This is a genomic window from Bacillus cereus, from assembly GCF_002561295.1.
Classification (GTDB): Bacteria; Bacillota; Bacilli; order Bacillales; family Bacillaceae_G; genus Bacillus_A; species Bacillus_A cereus_S.
In genome coordinates, this window is record NZ_NTUG01000037.1 from 14,152 (window position 1) to 31,955 (window position 17,804).

A 17,804-nucleotide genomic window follows, 5' to 3' on the forward strand; every position below is an offset into this window, starting at 1 on the left:
AAGAATCACACATTGAACTACCCCACCCTACTCATTGGACCATATCCTCCCCATTCCTTGAGTTGGGAGTTTTCTGTCGGAAAATGATAAAAAAAGATACATCGCTTAAAAAGCAATGTATCTTTTATGATTCATATGAAGTCTCTCTATTTCCGATTATTTCTTTTCATTTTAAATAATCTTACCAAGTTTGAAACAACTGTTTTTGTTACAGCGTAAGCAGGTACTGCTAAAATCATTCCAACAATGCCCGCGAAATTACCTACACCAAGAATTAACACAATAATTGTTAAAGGATGGATATTTAATTTTGAACTCATGATACGCGGTGAAATAATATTACTTTCAAATTGTTGTACAATGGTTACGATAACAATTACCCAAGCTGCTTGTACTGGGGAAACAAACAAAGCAACAATAACAGCTGGCGCCGCCCCAATAAAAGGTCCTAAATTCGGGATAATATTTGTAAATGCCGCTATAATACCTAAAACAAAGGCATATGGCAAATCAATAATGACATATCCGATAAATGTAAATGCACCGATGAATAAACAAACAAGCGCTTGTCCCTGAATATAGGCAGACAACGTTTCGCCTGTTTCTTTTATAATATGAAGTCCTTCTTCACGATACGATTCAGGTAAAAAACTAACAGCTTTTCCTGGGAATGCATGACCATCTTTAAACATGTAAAACAGGATAAATGGCACTGTAAATACGACTAATGCAACGTTTGTAATAATACCGAATAAAGCCGTTGCACTCGACGTTACCGTGTTTGGTATTTCCTTTAAATACTCAATTGCATTCTTCTCAATCGTTTCAATTGATACATAGTCTTGTGTAGCCAGCCATTCAAATAGCTTATGATGAGATAAATCCTGTATGTATATTTTCCCCTCTTTAATATATGTTGGCATGTTTTTCGCTAAATCCATTAGCTGCTGTGAAATCGTCGGAACGACTACACCAATTGCAACTGCTGCCAGTGTAATGATAAAAACATATAACAACAATATCGCTAAACTTCTAGGAACTTTTTTCGCCTCTAAAAATACTAATACAGGATTAAAGATGAAATATAGAAACAAAGCGATTAAAATCGGGAAAAATAAAGTTGAAATGAATATGCCAATGGGTTGAAATAAAAATGATATTTTTGTGCAAATAAATATAATTCCTACAACCATTAGCACTTCTAATGTCCAAAAGTGCACTTTCGATTTCAAAAAAACGTCCTCCTTTTAACTAGCACTTCCCTATATTGTATCAAAACATCCATGAATTTCACATGCTATTTTTATCTTCAATGTTCCAAAATGCGAATAAATACACTACAATGAAATTACATACAAATTTGCAGGGTAAAAGGTGATAAATATGACGCAATGCATCATTTGCAGAAAAGAAACAAAAGAACTTAGTGAACAACATGTTATCCCAGAGATTTTATGTGGACATTATGTAACAAAATCAATTTGTGATACTTGTTATGAACATCTCACAACAAACGTTGATCGACCATTAATTAGGCACAAACTAGTTCAATACAAAATCGAACAAATGAAGCAACAAATGGATTCCCCACTTTATACGAATGAGTATGGCCAAGAGTTAGCTGCAGCGGAAACTGAAGAAGTAGAAACGAATGACGAAATACACTATTCTAATGAATTAATTATGAAACTATGTAAAAAACATGATATTTCATTACATAATGAAATTTGGAAAGAAGAACGTGTAACGAAAGTAGCGAGTTCCATTCAACGTGAATTACTTTTAGATAACCGCAAATATAAAATGAGTATTTTAAAAATGGCCTATACCTTCGCTGTACATGCGATCGACGATTATTTTAATGATCCAGATGCAATTGATATTTCTACTATTATATCTAACGTTGACTTTATCGAATTAAAAGAACGAAGTATTGTTCGTGACTTAAGTAAAAGTTCATTGTGGAATACCCTCAATACAACGAGCGATAACCATTACTTTATTTTATTAAGTGATAAAGACGGCTTATTCTGCTTCATCCGTCTATTTGATATTTTTGATGTCGTTGTCCACCTTTCTAGAAAAACATATCAACTTCCCTCTCCGATTGTTGGCGTGAACGATGTAGAAAAACAAGAATTTTATATTGAGAATTTAAAACAGTATATGGATGGGTTGTTTAACCAAAAGAGTACACAAGCTACTCGCGTTTAAAAATAGTGGAAGGAAATACCAATGATTATTCCTATTTTACGAAGTTTTAATGAGGAAAAGGCAAAAGAATTTTATATACATTTTCTAGACTTTAAATTAGATTGGGAACACCGTTTTAGTACTGATGCTCCTTTGTATATGCAAGTTTCCTATTTGGATAACATTCTTCACTTATCTGAACATCATGGAGACTGTTGTCCAGGTGCTGCAGTTAGAATTGAAATCTCACAGATCGAACAGTTTCACAAAAAATTATTATCCAAACAATATAACTATTCCTGTCCTGGCCTTGAAGTTACCCCTTGGGACACGAAAGAAGTGGAACTATTAGACCCATTTGGTAACAAAGTTATTTTTTACGAATTGAATCATAGTTAAATCACAATCATTTAAAATAAGAACATACGGTCTCCTTTCTTGATGAAAAGGTACTATGTTATAATGAGTATGAAAAGAACAATACAATCACATAAAACAATGATAAATTGTATATAAATAAAAAAGACTAGTGTGCGGCTACACACCAGTCTACGTAACTTAGCAGATTGGATTGTTCATTTATCCTATTTGTTTCTTACAAACGAGACAACCCACATTCTATTGGCGTAGGTGGGTTGTTATTTTTTGAGTTTGTCAATTAAAACGACAACAAACGTTAACAGTGCAACAAGAAATAATCCGCCTTGCAATAATAACGCAATTTCACTCATTCATTATCACCCCCCTTCTACCTTGGAGAAGTGATAATTGAACACCCAACCGTACCATAAGTTACCTTTTCATTTTACCATATTTTTTAATCGTTTACGATGAAAACCAGCAAGATAGAGACTTGCTGGTTTTATTAATTTCCTACTCTTTTAGTCTTCATCTCTCACTATTTTTTCAACAATCGCTTCATAAAATCTTCGCTCATCATCTACATTTATATGAACACGTTTGACCTTTTTCGTAAATCCATATAATAACTGCGCTGTTAATGGTTCTTTTAATTTCATTTCAAATGTAGCAGGTTCTTTAATAAATTCCATTACCGTCGCTTCGAATACCTCTTTTTCCTCTTCCTTCGTTACAGCTGCACCTTTATAAAATGCAATCTCTTCTATTTTTGAAAACGGCACAACAAGTTTCTTACCAAATCCAACTTGAATGATTATTTCTGTTTCTGTCACTATATATGGGTTCGTACGAAGCGCTTGTATCTCAGCTAAAAAATAAAGAATGCCATATATATTTACAACGAGTAAAATCCAAGCAACTATTTCATTCCACTGATGTAGTAAATAATGAAATCCAATTGATTCAATTAGCGTTGCATGAATAAGCATAATATAAAACGGTATTGCTCCCGTCTTTTTATGATAAGAAAAAACATGCTGACTTTCTGGCATCTTCGTACGCCAAGAGAAGAAAGCGTAATAAAGTAATTTGCACTCCGAAACAATCACATCGACAACGGTATTTCTTTTCAACGCCCCCTCAAATGCTTTATCAATAGCAAAAGCAAATGATGGATACTCATTCTTATATTGTTTATAGCATCGTATAATCTTTGGCAATGCTCTAGCAATCTTATACAAAATAAATAACTCTAAACATATAAACGCCAGTTCACCTGCAATTAAAATGTATGTCACAAATGAAAACGACTGGAAATAATCACTCGGAATAATAAACTTTGCCGCAATATAACCCGCTATAACAACTGGGAATAGATACTTTAAAGAATAGCGTTTTCGTATAATAAAGAAATACGTAATCACTGGAATAACAATGAGAAAATCAAATAAAGATCCTATTACCATTTCTTTTGGTACAGCGGGTACAATAGGTAGTGCATATGCAAGATAATTTGATAGCGCAATTATAACGACAATACCAATCCATATACTCTTTCTTTTACGCGAAATCGTTTCACTCATACAACCACACCTTTATTTAAAAGTATCATTTAGATGGTCTCTATAAAATAAAATAGCCTCTTCATAATCTTTTACATGTTCTAGTTTCACAACAGTTTCAAGTAATAATTTCATTGCTTCTTCGTATTCCTTCACATTATAATTGGCAAGCGAAAGAAATACTTTCATCGTATCATTGTCTGGAAACTGCTTGATCCCAGCTTCTAACGTGACAATCGCTTTATCGTATTCACCAATGCAGCGATATGGACTTCCAAGTCCAATATATACCCCGCATAACGATTCGCCTTCAAGCCCATTAGCAATTGCCTGTTCATAATAGGGAACCGCATCTGTTTCTAGTCCCATTGCATCATGTGTCCATGCGCATTGATAGAATATTTCTGGATCTTTCGTGGTGTTTGTTAGTCCAATTAGGATTTCTTTTGACTCTTCGTATTTCTGTTCATTTCGAAGTTCAATCGCCCGCTCAAGTAACTTCTTCACCTATATCGCTCCTTATGTACTCCAAAATATGCGCAACCCCATCATTATCATTATGATGCGTAATGTAACACGCCAATTCTTTTAGCTCCGAAATAGCATTTCCCATCGCAATAGGATAACCGAACGTTTTAAATAAACCGATATCATTCCAATCATCCCCAAATACCATTACTTGTTCTGGACTTATTTCATGCTTTTGGCACCAATTTAGAACAGCATTCTCTTTCGAAACATTACGCTCCATAATTTGAACAAGCTGATTTTGATCTGTACAAATTACGTTTACTTTATGCCGAAATTGTTCTGCTAATTTTTCATAGTGAGAAAACGAGTGTAACAGTATTTTAGATACAGAGCGTTGCTTCATTTCTTCATTTGTAATCACAATAGGACTTGTTGCTGTTATAAAATTTGTTTTTACATTTTGATTGATATAACATGTGTCTTCCACCTCAATAGCGATGAAAGAAGCAGGTTGCGTTTGCGTAACAAAATTGATAATTTCTGCTGTATCAGTAGCATCTATTGGATAGTGGTCATTCATTTTTGTTATTTGATCCCGTAATAGCGCACCATTATAATATACCATCATACCAATACTTTGTAATTCCACGGGAAGAAACTGTTTTACAGAACGAGGAGCTCTTGCTGTCGCAAAAATAATATGGATTCCTTTTCTGTAGCACTCTATAATCGCTTTTCTATTTCTCTCCGACACTTTCTTTTCACGATTTAATAACGTACCATCTAAATCTAATACAATCACTTTAATATCTTGAAAAAGCATGCACACCTCTCCCTTTTATAAACGGCCCAAGCTCCCCTCTTCTACGCGATTACATAAACGTTCTAACCTGTTTATAATCGCTTTCGCTGTTTCTTCTTTTCCCTCACAAACGAAAACTGCACCATCTTCGTCAACTACATGATGAATAGCTGCATGTGAATATAACGAATGCGGTGAATTTGCTACCATAAGATTCGCTTTTGATTGCGCCATTCTTCCACTTGCTCGTGTGATTAGCGCTTCCTCACTAATATCGCTTTCGAGTTTAAATCCAACTAAAACTGTTTCTGGATCCCATTGTTTAATTTGTTTTAATACTTTAGGCGCTTTTTGAAAATGAATAATTGGCGCGATATCGCTTGAGATTTTCCCGCTCATATCGAGTATATTTCCATCTTGATCACAAATCTTCTCAACGATCCAATCCGATCCAGCAGCTGCCATAATAACGGCATCAATTTTCTCATGTGTAATAATACTTTTCATTTTATCTTGTAAATCAATAATACCTTCAAATGGATGTAACTCTAATTGAGCACTTGCAGCATCTGGCTTTTCAGCGAAATATCCATGTAAATATATAACATGCGCTCCTTTTGACATCGCCTCTTCAGCAATCATCCTCCCAATTGTACCTTTTGCTAAATTTGTATGACCGCGTACTTGGTCCCATTTCTCTAAACAGCCACCGCTTGTAATTAAAATCTTTTTCCCCTTCATCATAACCATCCCTTACTTATTTTTCGAACGAAACCACTGCACACCAAAGTCCACAACTTCTCGTTGTTTCATCAGTCTACACGTTGCATTTCCAATTGTACCGATTGTTACACCTTCTGTATATTCAAACTCTTTTCCAATCTCAACAAATATATCAGAATCATAGTCCATTTCATCAAACTCTTTCCACACTCTTGTACCATTTTCTATAATTGGCGCTCCCACTTTTACTAGTTCGCGTGCGCCAGTACGTATTTCAGATAAATGTACAGATGTGTTAGAATCATAACCTACGCCTATTAATAATACGTATCCATCTAAATCATATATTTTCTTTAATGGTGAGTGCTCTCCGAAACTAATAGAAAGGGGCTGCTCGTTTGTAATATCCTCAGCATATTTTCCCCATGCTGCGAAACTATTTAGTGGATGATTACTACGCTTTACATTTGGATATGTACGGAAACATTCCACTACTTTCCCCATCGCACGTGTAGGAGTTACATCTGGGTTAAAAGCTGGAACATTGTCTCGAATAATTTGCCACCAGTTTTCTGGAACAGGTGGCCTTACCCAGTTTTTCGGATCAGACAAATCCGACGTCTGAGTTGGCATAATAAGCGTACCTTCTTCAGTAATTACGTTCATTAAAGCTTCTACTACTGCAACTGCTCCACCAGATGTCCATCCAATTGAACTAAGGGAAGAATGGACGATCACTGTCATTCCTTTTTTAAGCCCTAAAGCAAGTAGGTCATTCGAGATCGTTTCAATTGTATTTGGTAATTGCGTTTTCTCTACTATATCTTTTATTTCCATTGCTACTCCCCCCATTATGTTCTCCACTAAAACTAGTAAACTATCAAATTGAATTTTTTGCTCTCATTCAACATATTATCATATTTTTCTTAATTTTTTATTCAAAACTAAGACTTTAGCACTTCATTACATCCACACTTCCATCTTTGGATAGAAAGAGATATAAAAGCATGTCAAAAAACAAATCAAAACATGCTTTTATTTCATATGAGTGATGAATTTCTTTATAAGTTTTTTAACGCCTCGTTAGCTTAATAACAAAATTAGAGTTTTATTTTTTTTACCATTTTAAAGTTAGTCAATTTGACCCCTTTACGTTCAACAGTTTGTGAGCAAACAATTTTGTAACCTTTATGTTCAAAAAATGGCTTAGCTGTAATGCTTGCATCAGTATCAATTTCTAAAAGGTTTAACTTTTTCGCCTCACTTTCAATTTTATCAACTAAAGCTGTAGCTATGCCTTTCCCTTGATAATCTTTATGAACATACAATCTATCTAAATGTCCCTGATGGGTTAAACCTACTATTTTATGATGAACCTTTGCAACAAATGATACATTTTGGCTTAATGAAACCTTCCAAGAATTTATTTTCGATTCTTTTTCTTCTTTTGGTGCCCAAACATCTAACTCTATTTGAGAATAATCTTTTACATTAATGGAATGAATTGTTTCGTAAAACAAAGAAACAATCTCTTCCGTATCAACTTCATTAAACTTTACAATTTTCAATTTCTAATATACCTCCTCAAACAAACATACATATATTTTAATATTTTAAAACCTTATCATCAAATTCCCATTGTTAATTAAAATGAAAGAGACCTTATCTACGAAAAAAACATCGACCCCCTCTTTTAAAAACAAAACTCGTACTATAAAAAGAAAATCATGTTAAAATTGTAAAAAATAACAATAAAAGGGTGGTAACATGAAAAAACTCATATTAAGCTTTGGGTTACTATGGATTATCGGACTCAGTGGATGCAATCTATTTACAAGCGATTATGAAAGTTATTGGGTTTTAGAAAAATCTAGATATAATGAAGGTGGGTTCGGGCCAACTAATCTGTATGAAAGAGCGCAAGAAGATCCAACACTTATTCATTATTCAAATGAAAGAATTAGCGAAGGGAAAATGATGATATTTTTAGCGTTTGGAAAAGAGTACGAGAATGATAAAATTACAGTAAAAGAAGTAAAAGATGAAAAAGATAAATCAGTCACTGTATTACATATCGAAAAAAATAAAGGGAAAGATAAAAACCCTGTTATGTATATTGGAGTTAATAAACTAAGAGATTCTATAGAAATTGTAAATGAAGAAGGTAAAAAAATTTTTAAGATGAAACAATTTGAAGGAGGAACATCCCAACAATAACAACACAATACTTCACAACTAAAAAAGACTCTCTAAAATAAAGTGAAACTTTANNAGAGGCGCTTTTTGCCTCGTCCGAGGGGGCGAAACGGCTGGAGATTTTAGCCGCTAGAGCTGGACATTGCTTTTGCCGAATTTTGAGGTGGGAGTCTTACTGCCCGTTAATGCGGGATAAACGTGTATTACTTTAGAGAGTATTTTTACAGGCTAGAAGTAATCAAAAAAGCATGGCGGTGAATCCGGAATTACATTCTCCAGCACCTCTATCATTTCACGGGGCCCTTTTATTCTCCCGATATCATATAAAAACGACGGGCTTTTATAACTTAACAACATCGTTGTTAATGTTTGAATCGTTAATGATATTCCATCCATGTCAATTGTTTCTTTCTCATATGTAATGTGTAACGATTTGTCATGAACCCATTCTAAAATAAACGTGCCCTTATTCCACTCCAACATAGGATCATCTACATGTAAAATTAATTTTTGGATTTTGTCGCCTTTAAATGGATATTTCATTAGAAAACCCACTACATCGACAATCCTTCCCATATAGTATGGCGCAATTGTTTGTTTAATTTCGCTATCTTCAAGTAAAAAAGCAACTGGTTCATGAACACATGTTTTTCCTTTTACATAATAGACCATTGAAAAGTGTGCACTAATGAAATTCCATAATCCTCTTCTCGCCTCTTCATTTATGTAAATCATTTCCTCTATATAAAATTTCTCCTCGAGAACACGATAAAATAAATAACCATGCGGAATATCCTCATCTGTATAATAAATCGCTAATTGCAAATCAATTGTTTCTTCACGAAATCGTTCTTCCCACGCAATTGTATTACGAACCATCGCCCCATTTGTTTTCCGGGCAAAATCATCATAGATTTTTTCTTTTTCTTTACTTTTCAATCCAACTCTTCGCACACGTCCACTAATATTGCCACGATACTTAGGTAGCTGCGTATCTTTAATTTGATATTCAATGATATCAGAAATAATTTCCCATCCTTTTTTTCGATAATAAGGAATGGAATAAGGAAATAAATAAGAAATATATTGTTCATTTTCTCTCATTGTTGTTAAACTTTCTTTCATTAGCGCATTCATCAATCCATGCCCTGCGTACTCTGGATAGGTACCAACTCCAGTAACTCCTCCCATTTCATAAATCACACCATGAATATTGACTTGAAAAGGAAGAACAACAATTTGAGATATTAATTTATCATGGTCAAACCAACCTAAAGCAGTTCCTGGTTTCAACTGATGACTTTTCTTTTGTACCATCTTCTCTTCATCATTAATCATTTTTTTAGAAACTTGAAACACATATTTCATTAAGTTTGAAAACTGTTCTACTTCACTTTCCTTAATCTGTCGCATAACCAAACCTTTATAGTATTTCTTATTCATTTTCATATGCTCCTTTGTAACATTCCCTACAAATGTAACCATTTTTTTAGTATATACAAAATGGTTTATAACCAAGCATACATAATGAGGATTTTTATTACCTCTCACGTTCCATATTAATCAACTGTTTAGGTACAATGAAACAAAAGAAAAAGACGTCCTTCTCTTCATAAGAAATCCGTCTTTTTTCATTCTATTACGCTATACAAACTGTCATGATTTTACAATCTCGCTACCTTTTTCAGCATAACTCATATCGCCAACAGACTCGATATTATATTCCCCGCCTTGGTAAACGATTTTAGTCACACTGGCATTTTTTACACCCATTTTTGTCTTACTACTATCAAGCATTTCTACTAATGTAGCAATCATTAATCCATGCGCTACAACTAGAACGTTACCGCCTCCATTTTTGGCAGCGTCCTCACTAATTGTATCAATTTCTTTTTTTATACGAGTTGAAAATACATCCCAATTTTCAGCTTGTTTTGTAGAATCTGCTTTTACAATAAAATTCATAATTTCTTTTATAGAGAAATTCATTAATTCCGTTACTTCTTTCACACCAGCAATCTTTTTAATAGCCTCCCACATATTTTCAATCGTATCGCCTTCAAAAATCCCAAAATTTAATTCACGTAACGCTTTCCTTTGTTCAAGTTGTAGCTTTGATTGTCCACTATACTTTAATACTAAATGAGCCGTTTCAATTGCACGGCCACTATCGCTACTATAAGCATCAACAAAAGGAATATCTTGCAATCCATTTCCTAATCCTTTCGCTATTTCAACACCCTTCTCTACTAACGGAGAATCAGCCCAACCTTGTACACGTTTATTCGTGTTTAATATTGTTTTTCCGTGTCTCGTAACATATAACGTAACGATGTTGTCTTTATTTTCATGTGCTATATTCGTATCTTTTTCTATATTCTCCATTCATTTCTCTCCCTTTAACGTAAAATATATATCAGTAAACAACTACTCACACCTCTCTCATATATGTTATATATAAATGTCGTTTATATCAATTCATATGATGAAGGTGCCACAAAAAAACAGACTCACACCATTATGAATCAATTCCAATTTCTTTATTTAATCACTAAATTTCGCAAATAAGGCCTCAATCTCTTTCCCATCATAAAAATCACCATCGCCAATAAATTTTTCAATCTCAACTGTACCATCTTCCATAAATTCAATCTCCCATCGCTCACCTGGTACAGCTACTTCGACCATAATACTTTCTGTTCTTACTTTACTTAGCTTATAAAAATATATGCTTTTCTTCTAATCTATTTAGAAAATGAATAAATTCTTTTAATTCCATCGTATATCTCTCCTTACAAAAATAGTGGCTCTTTCATTTCAAAGAGCCACTATTTATTCACGCTGTTATCTTTTCTTCCTTTTTCACAACAACGGCAACATAACTGTGCAAAATCATTCCTAGGACAACAAAACTCATTCCACTCCATGATAACGACGATGGGAATGGAGCTGACAGCCAAATTAGCTCTCCTAATAATGCGAATAACACTTCACCAGATTGTGTTGCTTCTACAGTAGCTAATTTTTGCGGATCATCTTTTACAAGATCAGTTGCAAAAAAGAATAATACAGTCGCAATTAAACCTGAACTAATCGCCACGATGAAACATTGAAAGACTTGATCACTTGATGGCAATCCACCTGTTGCAACTTCATATCCAGAGAGTAAAAACCAAAACGGTAAACTTGCGAGCGTCATTCCAAGAACTCGTTGAAAAACGTCTAACTCACCTTTACACACTTGCATCATTTTTCGATTTCCAAGTGGATAAGCAAACGCTGCAACGATTACAGGTACGACACATAAAACAGTTTCACGAATGCCTAATGAAGAGGCGTGTTCCACTTGCATAAGAAGAACACCTAGTAATATAACACCAGACATCATCAATTCTTTCATTGGAATTTTTTTATGCAATGAATTCGTTGCGAATAATGGTGTTAATAAAATCCCTGCTATAATTGTAATTTGCCACGTTGAGGCAACGAGCCACCCTGGTCCAAATGCACCCGCGAAACTAAGTGGTGCGTAAAAAAGACCGAAGCCGACAATACTCCATACGAACCACTCTTTCGGATTACTTTTCATATATTGCAAGAGTTGCTTTAAGTTCCCTCTATATAGAACAATAATGACAAGTAACGGGACCATAAAGTAATACCGCAATGATGCACTCCAAATCCAACTTCCGCCTTGCAAGTCCATCGCACGGTTTAAAATAAACGTAAAGGCAAAGAAAAACGATGCCAATACTCCCGCTATAATTGCTTTCATCCTAAAACCCCTTATGTAGTTTTCTTCTACTATATAATAGAATACATTTGATTTGAAATAAAATTCGAAAATTTCATTGTATTTCTCCCATCCAACTCTTTATGTTTTCATTGATTTCATTTGCCTGTTCATGATGAATATAGTGATTAGTACTTGGAAATATAACTTTTTCCGTTCGTGAAGATATGTTGGACAGTTCATTCTGTGTCTTCTCCCAATTTTCATAGCCGTTATTTGTAGCAGAAAATTGTAATACTGGAAAACTTCCTAAATTTCCATTTTCTATTATCTTTTTCCCGTTTTTACTCATTGAATCTAATTCTTCTTTCATATTTCGGTTATTTGTATTTTTAAGAGCCATTGAAACTTTGAGTTCCTGTAATTCTTTCGGTAAATTAGGGATATCTATAAACACAGGATCCATCATTCCGAACAACGATAACGTGCGTAATATTCCGATATTTTTAGCTATATTCATTGTATGCCAACTAGCTTGCATACCTATATCCATTTTAAAATTTCTTGCATATTCTGGACTAATGCCATCAATAAAAACTAATCCTACAATTTCATCTGGATATAACTGTGCATACCTAATGCTTTCTAACGCCCCCATCGAATGTCCTACTAATATAAAAGGAGGTTTCTCGCCTGATCTTATTAATAATGAACGCAATTCATTTACAATTGTATCAATATCTCTACTTTTCTCTGTTTGTTCACTATATCCATAACCAGACCGTTCATACACAACTATTCTATTTTCTTTCTCCAATTTATGATATAGCGGGTAAAAATCCGCATACGGTGTTGTCGTACCGCTTCCTGCTGTCATCACTATGGTTGGTTGATCTTCACGTTTCCCTGTTGTAAAAATGTGCATATCATGATTGTTAACTTCAATTTTCCTACCAGGTACTTCCGTATCGTTATTTACACAAACAGCTTGATACAACGTGCTAGCAATAAAAACAATGAACGCGATAAACAATGCAATACGCTTCTTGCTTTGAAACATCCGCTACTCCTTTTTTATAACTTTTTAAATACATAAAACCATTAATTCATCATCACGATATATACCATTCATTTTTAGTGCCTTGTTTTCTACTCCATATGTTGTAAAACCCATTGATTGATACAGTTTTTTTGCGGCTTCATTATCTGAAACAACGCCTAAGTTAATTTGCTCTATTTCTAGTTCTTTCGCTTTTTCAATTAGACCACGTATTAACTCTTTCGCAAAACCTCTCCCTCTACTGTCCTTGTCTACATACATAGCCACAAGGTGACCTTTATGTTTAAATGCTGCTTTTTGCTCTGTTAATAACGTTACTACGCCAAGTAATTGATCTTTTTCATTAAAAGCACCAAATGTGTAACTTGTGTTTGAACTTAAGTTTTGAACAACTTGCTCAACTGGGTTTTCTTTTTGCATCGCTTCTTCATATGTTGTCACAAATGCATCTGGATTTACTTGCAATGCTTGTAAACGTAAATCCCAATATTGTACTGCATCTTTTTCTGATAAAATTCGAATCATTTCTATCCCTCTCCCTACATTTTTGTTTACATAATATAATTATATTAAATTAGTTTTTGTGTAGCATTTCATATTCTTCTTTCAACATACTATAACGATAACGATTGATAAATACCCCCTGTCTTAATCTATCATTTCTCATCATTCCTTCACAAACAAACCCGGCTTTTTCATAACTTTTCATCGCTTTTATATTATCAGCATCGACACGTAGCCAAACTTTCTCTAAACCAAATTCATAAAATCCAATTTCTAACATACTGGATAGCGCTGCAAAACCATAACCGCGTCCCCAATATTCTTTTCTACCAATCGCAATTCCTAATTCAGCATTTTTGTTCGTGTTATCAAAGTTCTTTAAATCTACCCAGCCGATATGTACACCATCTTCAGAAACGATAGCTCTTTGCTCATATCCATTTTCACGATTCATGCACATCTCAATCCATCGTTTTGTCTCATCTCGCGTAAAAGGTGGATATTGATTAGGGACAACTAAATGCCTTGTTACTTCTGTATCTAATGACCATTGATATCTCTCTTCTACATCATCTAATGTAAGCTCTCTTAGCCCAATAACTGGTATATCCATCTCTGCACATCTCCTTTTTATTTCCCTACAGAAAACCCTTCAAACAACCTACCGCCATATATTTCTAGTGTTCTTTCTATAAATTCGATCAGTTTCACCTTTTCACCAGTTCTATAAAAATGATCAAAAGCTTCAACAAACTCTTCCGCAAATGATTCATCATATTTTCTTAGCACCCTAATAAACCATTTGGAATTCCCAACCCATTGTCCATTTACTCGAAGCACGAATTCATGCACTAAATCCGCTAAAAGATTAGCAATAAACAATTCTTCTTCCCTCTTTTTCGCACCAATAAAATCGTCTAGCGCATCCGTAATAAAGTACCGTTTCTGTCTCATAAGTTCTTCTGTCCACTTTTCAGGACCTTCATTTAATAATTGCTGTGCTTCCTGTTTTAAACTCGTTACAACTTCTTCCTCACCTTTTAAAATAATCCCTTCCGAAACCATTTGCGGTAAACACGGTCTCCCTCTCTCACAATCACTTTTAAAATATTTTTTATACGTTTCAAAATTATGTACAAACACTTCCACTGGCCAACCGTTACGAATAAAAGATTCGCGATAACAGTTTGATAGATTACGATCAATAATTACAATATCAAGATCAGATGTTTTCGTTGCTTCTCCTCTTGCAACGCTTCCTCCTAGCAAGGCAACATCGCAATTTTGAAATTGTAATTCAACAATATTTTGTGCTGCTTCAATTGCTTCCATGCTGTTCTCCTTCTTTCATTTTTTTATTTTCACTTGCCTGAAACAAGTCTTTACGATATATTCGACACTATTTCCTATTTTCCTAGTTTTTTCTTTCAATACGGTATGTGAAATTTATATACAATTCCTGTTTCCTTAATACCTTCCTTAACGAAAGAAGGACTTTTGATTTTTATGTTATAAACTATTACACATAAACGATATGTGAGGAATGGTGATAACATGCTTTCACATTTGGAATTAATGTCTATTCAGACTGAAGTTTTATTTTCTCATAACCAATTTAGGAGAATGACAAGTATTAATGAACCTGAAAGTACAGTGGCACCTCGTCTTTTTCTTGGTCATACAAAAGATGGTACGATTAGACGATATCGCTATGACCTGCCAAGCGTACTAATAAATGAGATTGAAAAATTATTCACCGATTATCCTAATCACATCGATTTAGCAAAAATTATGAGTCTGCTAAGTAGAGAACAGCCGATACATAAAATCTGGATAGGTCCTGCTTTTGTCTCTCCAAATACTCTAGATAATCCTATGAGGGCAATACAAATTACAGAGGAAAATAAAGAACTTCTCCAGCACAACTTTCCAAATTTATTCCATCAGTTAAAATGGCGGCAGCCTTGTTTTGCAATTTTTGAAAACGAAAGGATTGTTTCTATATGCTGTAGTGCAAGAAGTACACCTATAGCAGCTGAAGCAAGTGTAGAAACAATCGTAACTTTCCGCGGGAAGGGATATGGCTATATTGTTGTAGCAGCTTGGGCGAAGGCAGTGCAAGAGGAAAATCGCATTCCTCTTTATAGCACTTCCTGGGATAATTTTGCTTCACAAAACGTAGCAAAAAAATTAAAATTGATTCACTATGGAACTGACATTCATTTTTTATGAAATTGTCTACAAAAAAACTGCACTCTAATTGCTACATACAATTAGAGTGCAGTTTAATGATGTAACATCGTCCCTATTTCATAGATTACATGTACAACCTATTACTGTTGGAAATGCTGTATAATAACTCCTTTACCATCTCCCACTTCAATTTCTGCAAATGCTCCATTTATAAAAGTAATTTGCGGAGGGACATGACCACAATCTATATCATAAACAATCGGAATTTGAAGTTCATCAGCAAGCTCCTCATATACATCTTCAGCAGTATAACCCTCGACTGTATAATTTGCTGCGCTACGTCCAAATAGTATACCTGAACAGTTATCAAACCAACCTGCTAGTTTCATTTGCACTAATGAACGTCGTAAATCAGTAGTAGTTAACTCGCAATTTTCAAAATACCAAATTAAAGGCTCATGATCAAAGTGCTTCTCCCTAAAGTCTTCTACTTTACCAAATGGTGTGCCAATGAGATGTCTAATGACATCAATACAACCACCGAGTAATCGACCTTTCATTTTTATTTTATCAGTTGCAACTGTTTTCCAGTTTGTATTTTCTGTTAAATGGAAAACACATGGAGATGGATTATTATGTTGCCATTTCATTTGATATTTTTCTGAAGAATATTGAGTAATGGCAGTCCCTGCTTCCGTTGACAAAACACTTTGCCACATTGCTGTTGTTTCATCAGAATATTCCCCTCTTAAATCTACTAGATTTGTCCCATGAGCAGTAGCAATTCCGGTCTTTAACGTGATTGCTAATAATAAAACACTTACATCCGAGTATCCTAATATCCACTTCTGATTTATCTTGTCAAAATCAATTTTATCTAACATTTCAATTAGCAGTTCTCCGCCCCAAGGAGGAATGATGATATCAATGTTCTCGTCTTGCATCATTTCAATCAATTCATTTGCTCTCTTCTTAGCACTAGAAGACTTAGCTTTCTCTTGTGTCCAAACCGTGTCTCCGCAAACCACTTTATATCCTTTTCTTTCCATACTTTCACAAGCTTGCTTAAACATACTATGTAATTCCACGTTTACACCTGAAGAAGGTGCTGTTACCCCAATCGTTGCTCCTTTTTCTAAAAACGGATATTTTATCATGTCTATCGCTCCCATGCCTTTTTCTATACCTAAAACTAATTTGTTTATCTCCCATTAATTGAGTACTATAGACTCCTTATCCCCAGACGATGTCTCGCACGTGTTTGAAAATTTGAATTCATTGAAGGTCTGTGTCAGGAGGATTGTACCCGAGATGACGAGCCATTGATACAATTTGCCCCTTATGATGAAACTCATGTGTCTCAGTGTGGGTTAAAAGCCATAGCGGAGTCGTACTCCATGGTTCTTTTTGCCATTTTACTTCATTTGCTATATTTTCGAACCAGCGATCATTGAATTCATCCAAAAAACGTTGTACAATCTCATCTACTAACTCAAATCTGACGCGAACTTTCTTGACATCTGCATGCTCAATTTCATAATCAGTAGCAAACGAAAAATCTGCTCGCTTTTGTTTACATGCGAATGATCCAAGCCAGTATCGATAGCAGTCAGCTACATGAATATGAGTCTTTATCATGCTGCCGCTTCCGAAATTCGGAGCGTTGCTGTGTAACTTTTGCAGTGGGATTTCTTCCAAAAATGTAAATAAAGTTTCTCTGGTAGAGCTAATAAAGCTGTATTGTTGCTTTAAGACATCTAGCATTCGATCTCACTCCTCTTGTAAAAGCTTTATGCCAAAATATAAGTTTTGGTATATATAATTATTCTTATCTTTCATATGAAGGTTCCATAGAACTACTATTTAATCTCACACATTTTTTAATGAATCAATTCGCTTTACATCTTACAGAATCCATTCCGATTCGCAATTTCAATTACTTGTTTAATCATGAACCCACCCCCTTTTATATTCGTTACATCCCATCAAAAGCCTTCATTATACAAC

22 protein-coding genes are annotated in these 17,804 nt (G+C 34.5%); 4 read left to right on the forward strand and 18 right to left on the reverse strand.

Annotated features, from left to right (window positions below; genetic code table 11):
• Positions 1-146: 146 nt before the first annotated feature.
• A complete protein-coding gene (locus CN373_RS19520) occupies positions 147-1,232 on the reverse strand; it encodes an AI-2E family transporter (RefSeq protein WP_000837895.1) in 1,086 nt (361 codons plus the stop codon).
• A gap of 151 nt (positions 1,233-1,383) precedes the next feature.
• Here CN373_RS19520 and CN373_RS19525 point away from each other — a divergent pair, with 151 nt between their 5' ends.
• Together CN373_RS19525 and CN373_RS19530 are read left to right on the forward strand one after the other, a co-directional pair.
• A complete protein-coding gene (locus tag CN373_RS19525) occupies positions 1,384-2,214 on the forward strand; it encodes an HNH endonuclease (protein WP_000189722.1) in 831 nt (276 codons plus the stop codon).
• 21 nt (positions 2,215-2,235) lie between these two features.
• Positions 2,236-2,592 (forward strand): glyoxalase superfamily protein, encoded by a 357-nt coding sequence (locus tag CN373_RS19530; protein WP_000586531.1) that lies wholly within the window; start codon positions 2,236-2,238, stop codon positions 2,590-2,592.
• Between the two features lie 239 nt (positions 2,593-2,831).
• Here the strand turns inward: CN373_RS19530 and CN373_RS25930 are convergent, their stop codons facing one another.
• From CN373_RS25930 to CN373_RS19565, 7 genes are all read right to left on the reverse strand, one after another.
• Complete coding sequence (locus CN373_RS25930) at positions 2,832-2,924, reverse strand: putative holin-like toxin (RefSeq protein WP_001289320.1); 93 nt, start codon at positions 2,922-2,924, stop codon at positions 2,832-2,834.
• 150 nt (positions 2,925-3,074) lie between these two features.
• Positions 3,075-4,136, reverse strand: a complete 1,062-nt coding sequence (locus CN373_RS19540; RefSeq protein ID WP_098359977.1) for a hypothetical protein — start codon at positions 4,134-4,136, stop codon at positions 3,075-3,077.
• A gap of 12 nt (positions 4,137-4,148) precedes the next feature.
• A complete protein-coding gene (locus tag CN373_RS19545; protein ID WP_098359978.1) occupies positions 4,149-4,622 on the reverse strand; it encodes a tetratricopeptide repeat protein in 474 nt (157 codons plus the stop codon).
• The gene (locus CN373_RS19550; RefSeq protein WP_000898740.1) at positions 4,606-5,409 is read right to left on the reverse strand and encodes a Cof-type HAD-IIB family hydrolase; all 804 of its coding nucleotides are present in this window, start codon (positions 5,407-5,409) and stop codon (positions 4,606-4,608) included. The genes CN373_RS19545 and CN373_RS19550 overlap by 17 nt, the downstream gene beginning before the upstream one ends.
• Positions 5,410-5,424: 15 nt before the next feature.
• Positions 5,425-6,138 (reverse strand): phosphopantothenoylcysteine decarboxylase, encoded by a 714-nt coding sequence (locus CN373_RS19555; RefSeq protein WP_111901896.1) that lies wholly within the window; start codon positions 6,136-6,138, stop codon positions 5,425-5,427.
• Positions 6,139-6,141: 3 nt separating this feature from the next.
• On the reverse strand, positions 6,142-6,948 hold the full coding sequence (locus CN373_RS19560; protein WP_098359980.1) for an aminoglycoside N(3)-acetyltransferase: 807 nt from the start codon (positions 6,946-6,948) through the stop codon (positions 6,142-6,144).
• A gap of 263 nt (positions 6,949-7,211) precedes the next feature.
• A complete protein-coding gene (locus CN373_RS19565) occupies positions 7,212-7,679 on the reverse strand; it encodes a GNAT family N-acetyltransferase (RefSeq protein WP_098359981.1) in 468 nt (155 codons plus the stop codon).
• 199 nt (positions 7,680-7,878) lie between these two features.
• Between CN373_RS19565 and CN373_RS19570 the strand changes: the two genes are divergently transcribed.
• Entirely contained in the window at positions 7,879-8,328 is a 450-nt protein-coding gene (locus CN373_RS19570; protein ID WP_098359982.1) for a hypothetical protein, read from the forward strand.
• Positions 8,329-8,535: 207 nt separating this feature from the next.
• Here CN373_RS19570 and CN373_RS19575 read toward each other — a convergent pair whose 3' ends face one another.
• The 8 genes from CN373_RS19575 to CN373_RS19610 form a co-directional block, all read right to left on the reverse strand.
• On the reverse strand, positions 8,536-9,750 hold the full coding sequence (locus CN373_RS19575) for a GNAT family N-acetyltransferase (protein ID WP_098359983.1): 1,215 nt from the start codon (positions 9,748-9,750) through the stop codon (positions 8,536-8,538).
• A 213-nt stretch (positions 9,751-9,963) separates the two neighbouring features.
• Entirely contained in the window at positions 9,964-10,692 is a 729-nt protein-coding gene (locus CN373_RS19580; protein WP_098359984.1) for a histidine phosphatase family protein, read from the reverse strand.
• A 159-nt stretch (positions 10,693-10,851) separates the two neighbouring features.
• Entirely contained in the window at positions 10,852-10,995 is a 144-nt protein-coding gene (locus CN373_RS25935) for a hypothetical protein (RefSeq protein WP_240519120.1), read from the reverse strand.
• Positions 10,996-11,143: 148 nt separating this feature from the next.
• Entirely contained in the window at positions 11,144-12,082 is a 939-nt protein-coding gene (locus tag CN373_RS19590) for a DMT family transporter (protein WP_098359985.1), read from the reverse strand.
• Positions 12,083-12,155: 73 nt separating this feature from the next.
• Positions 12,156-13,100: an alpha/beta fold hydrolase gene (locus CN373_RS19595; protein ID WP_098359986.1), complete on the reverse strand. Its 945-nt coding sequence runs from the start codon at positions 13,098-13,100 to the stop codon at positions 12,156-12,158.
• 24 nt (positions 13,101-13,124) lie between these two features.
• Positions 13,125-13,625, reverse strand: coding sequence for a GNAT family N-acetyltransferase (locus tag CN373_RS19600; protein ID WP_098359987.1), 501 nt, complete (start codon positions 13,623-13,625; stop codon positions 13,125-13,127).
• A gap of 49 nt (positions 13,626-13,674) precedes the next feature.
• Positions 13,675-14,217 carry a GNAT family N-acetyltransferase gene (locus tag CN373_RS19605; protein WP_000354275.1) on the reverse strand — a complete coding sequence of 181 codons (543 nt, stop codon included), beginning with the start codon at positions 14,215-14,217 and terminating at the stop codon, positions 13,675-13,677.
• 17 nt (positions 14,218-14,234) lie between these two features.
• Positions 14,235-14,936 carry a nucleotidyltransferase domain-containing protein gene (locus CN373_RS19610; RefSeq protein WP_000387275.1) on the reverse strand — a complete coding sequence of 234 codons (702 nt, stop codon included), beginning with the start codon at positions 14,934-14,936 and terminating at the stop codon, positions 14,235-14,237.
• A gap of 222 nt (positions 14,937-15,158) precedes the next feature.
• On the opposite strand from CN373_RS19610, the gene CN373_RS19615 reads away from it, so the two are divergent.
• Positions 15,159-15,836, forward strand: a complete 678-nt coding sequence (locus CN373_RS19615) for a GNAT family N-acetyltransferase (RefSeq protein WP_098359988.1) — start codon at positions 15,159-15,161, stop codon at positions 15,834-15,836.
• Positions 15,837-15,937: 101 nt separating this feature from the next.
• On the opposite strand, the gene CN373_RS19620 is transcribed toward CN373_RS19615, so the two are convergent.
• Both CN373_RS19620 and CN373_RS19625 read right to left on the reverse strand, forming a co-directional pair.
• Positions 15,938-16,954, reverse strand: a complete 1,017-nt coding sequence (locus CN373_RS19620) for a S66 family peptidase (RefSeq protein ID WP_098359989.1) — start codon at positions 16,952-16,954, stop codon at positions 15,938-15,940.
• 118 nt (positions 16,955-17,072) lie between these two features.
• Positions 17,073-17,561: a DinB family protein gene (locus CN373_RS19625; protein WP_000887836.1), complete on the reverse strand. Its 489-nt coding sequence runs from the start codon at positions 17,559-17,561 to the stop codon at positions 17,073-17,075.
• Positions 17,562-17,804: the final 243 nt, after the last annotated feature.

What these genes read in the sequence shown, in the direction of transcription:
- CN373_RS19530 (WP_000586531.1), top strand. Translation starts at nt 2,236, where the DNA reads ATGATTATTCCTATTTTACGAAGTTTTAATGAGGAAAAGGCAAAAGAA.
- CN373_RS19595 (WP_098359986.1), bottom strand. Translation starts at nt 13,100, where the DNA reads ATGTTTCAAAGCAAGAAGCGTATTGCATTGTTTATCGCGTTCATTGTT.
- CN373_RS19540 (WP_098359977.1), bottom strand. Translation starts at nt 4,136, where the DNA reads ATGAGTGAAACGATTTCGCGTAAAAGAAAGAGTATATGGATTGGTATT.
- CN373_RS19625 (WP_000887836.1), bottom strand. Translation starts at nt 17,561, where the DNA reads ATGCTAGATGTCTTAAAGCAACAATACAGCTTTATTAGCTCTACCAGA.
- CN373_RS19555 (WP_111901896.1), bottom strand. Translation starts at nt 6,138, where the DNA reads ATGGTTATGATGAAGGGGAAAAAGATTTTAATTACAAGCGGTGGCTGT.
- CN373_RS25930 (WP_001289320.1), bottom strand. Translation starts at nt 2,924, where the DNA reads ATGAGTGAAATTGCGTTATTATTGCAAGGCGGATTATTTCTTGTTGCA.
- CN373_RS19580 (WP_098359984.1), bottom strand. Translation starts at nt 10,692, where the DNA reads ATGGAGAATATAGAAAAAGATACGAATATAGCACATGAAAATAAAGAC.
- CN373_RS19615 (WP_098359988.1), top strand. Translation starts at nt 15,159, where the DNA reads ATGCTTTCACATTTGGAATTAATGTCTATTCAGACTGAAGTTTTATTT.
- CN373_RS19560 (WP_098359980.1), bottom strand. Translation starts at nt 6,948, where the DNA reads ATGGAAATAAAAGATATAGTAGAGAAAACGCAATTACCAAATACAATT.
- CN373_RS19610 (WP_000387275.1), bottom strand. Translation starts at nt 14,936, where the DNA reads ATGGAAGCAATTGAAGCAGCACAAAATATTGTTGAATTACAATTTCAA.
- CN373_RS19620 (WP_098359989.1), bottom strand. Translation starts at nt 16,954, where the DNA reads ATGATAAAATATCCGTTTTTAGAAAAAGGAGCAACGATTGGGGTAACA.
- CN373_RS25935 (WP_240519120.1), bottom strand. Translation starts at nt 10,995, where the DNA reads ATGGTCGAAGTAGCTGTACCAGGTGAGCGATGGGAGATTGAATTTATG.
- CN373_RS19590 (WP_098359985.1), bottom strand. Translation starts at nt 12,082, where the DNA reads ATGAAAGCAATTATAGCGGGAGTATTGGCATCGTTTTTCTTTGCCTTT.
- CN373_RS19600 (WP_098359987.1), bottom strand. Translation starts at nt 13,625, where the DNA reads ATGATTCGAATTTTATCAGAAAAAGATGCAGTACAATATTGGGATTTA.
- CN373_RS19605 (WP_000354275.1), bottom strand. Translation starts at nt 14,217, where the DNA reads ATGGATATACCAGTTATTGGGCTAAGAGAGCTTACATTAGATGATGTA.
- CN373_RS19525 (WP_000189722.1), top strand. Translation starts at nt 1,384, where the DNA reads ATGACGCAATGCATCATTTGCAGAAAAGAAACAAAAGAACTTAGTGAA.
- CN373_RS19550 (WP_000898740.1), bottom strand. Translation starts at nt 5,409, where the DNA reads ATGCTTTTTCAAGATATTAAAGTGATTGTATTAGATTTAGATGGTACG.
- CN373_RS19575 (WP_098359983.1), bottom strand. Translation starts at nt 9,750, where the DNA reads ATGAATAAGAAATACTATAAAGGTTTGGTTATGCGACAGATTAAGGAA.
- CN373_RS19570 (WP_098359982.1), top strand. Translation starts at nt 7,879, where the DNA reads ATGAAAAAACTCATATTAAGCTTTGGGTTACTATGGATTATCGGACTC.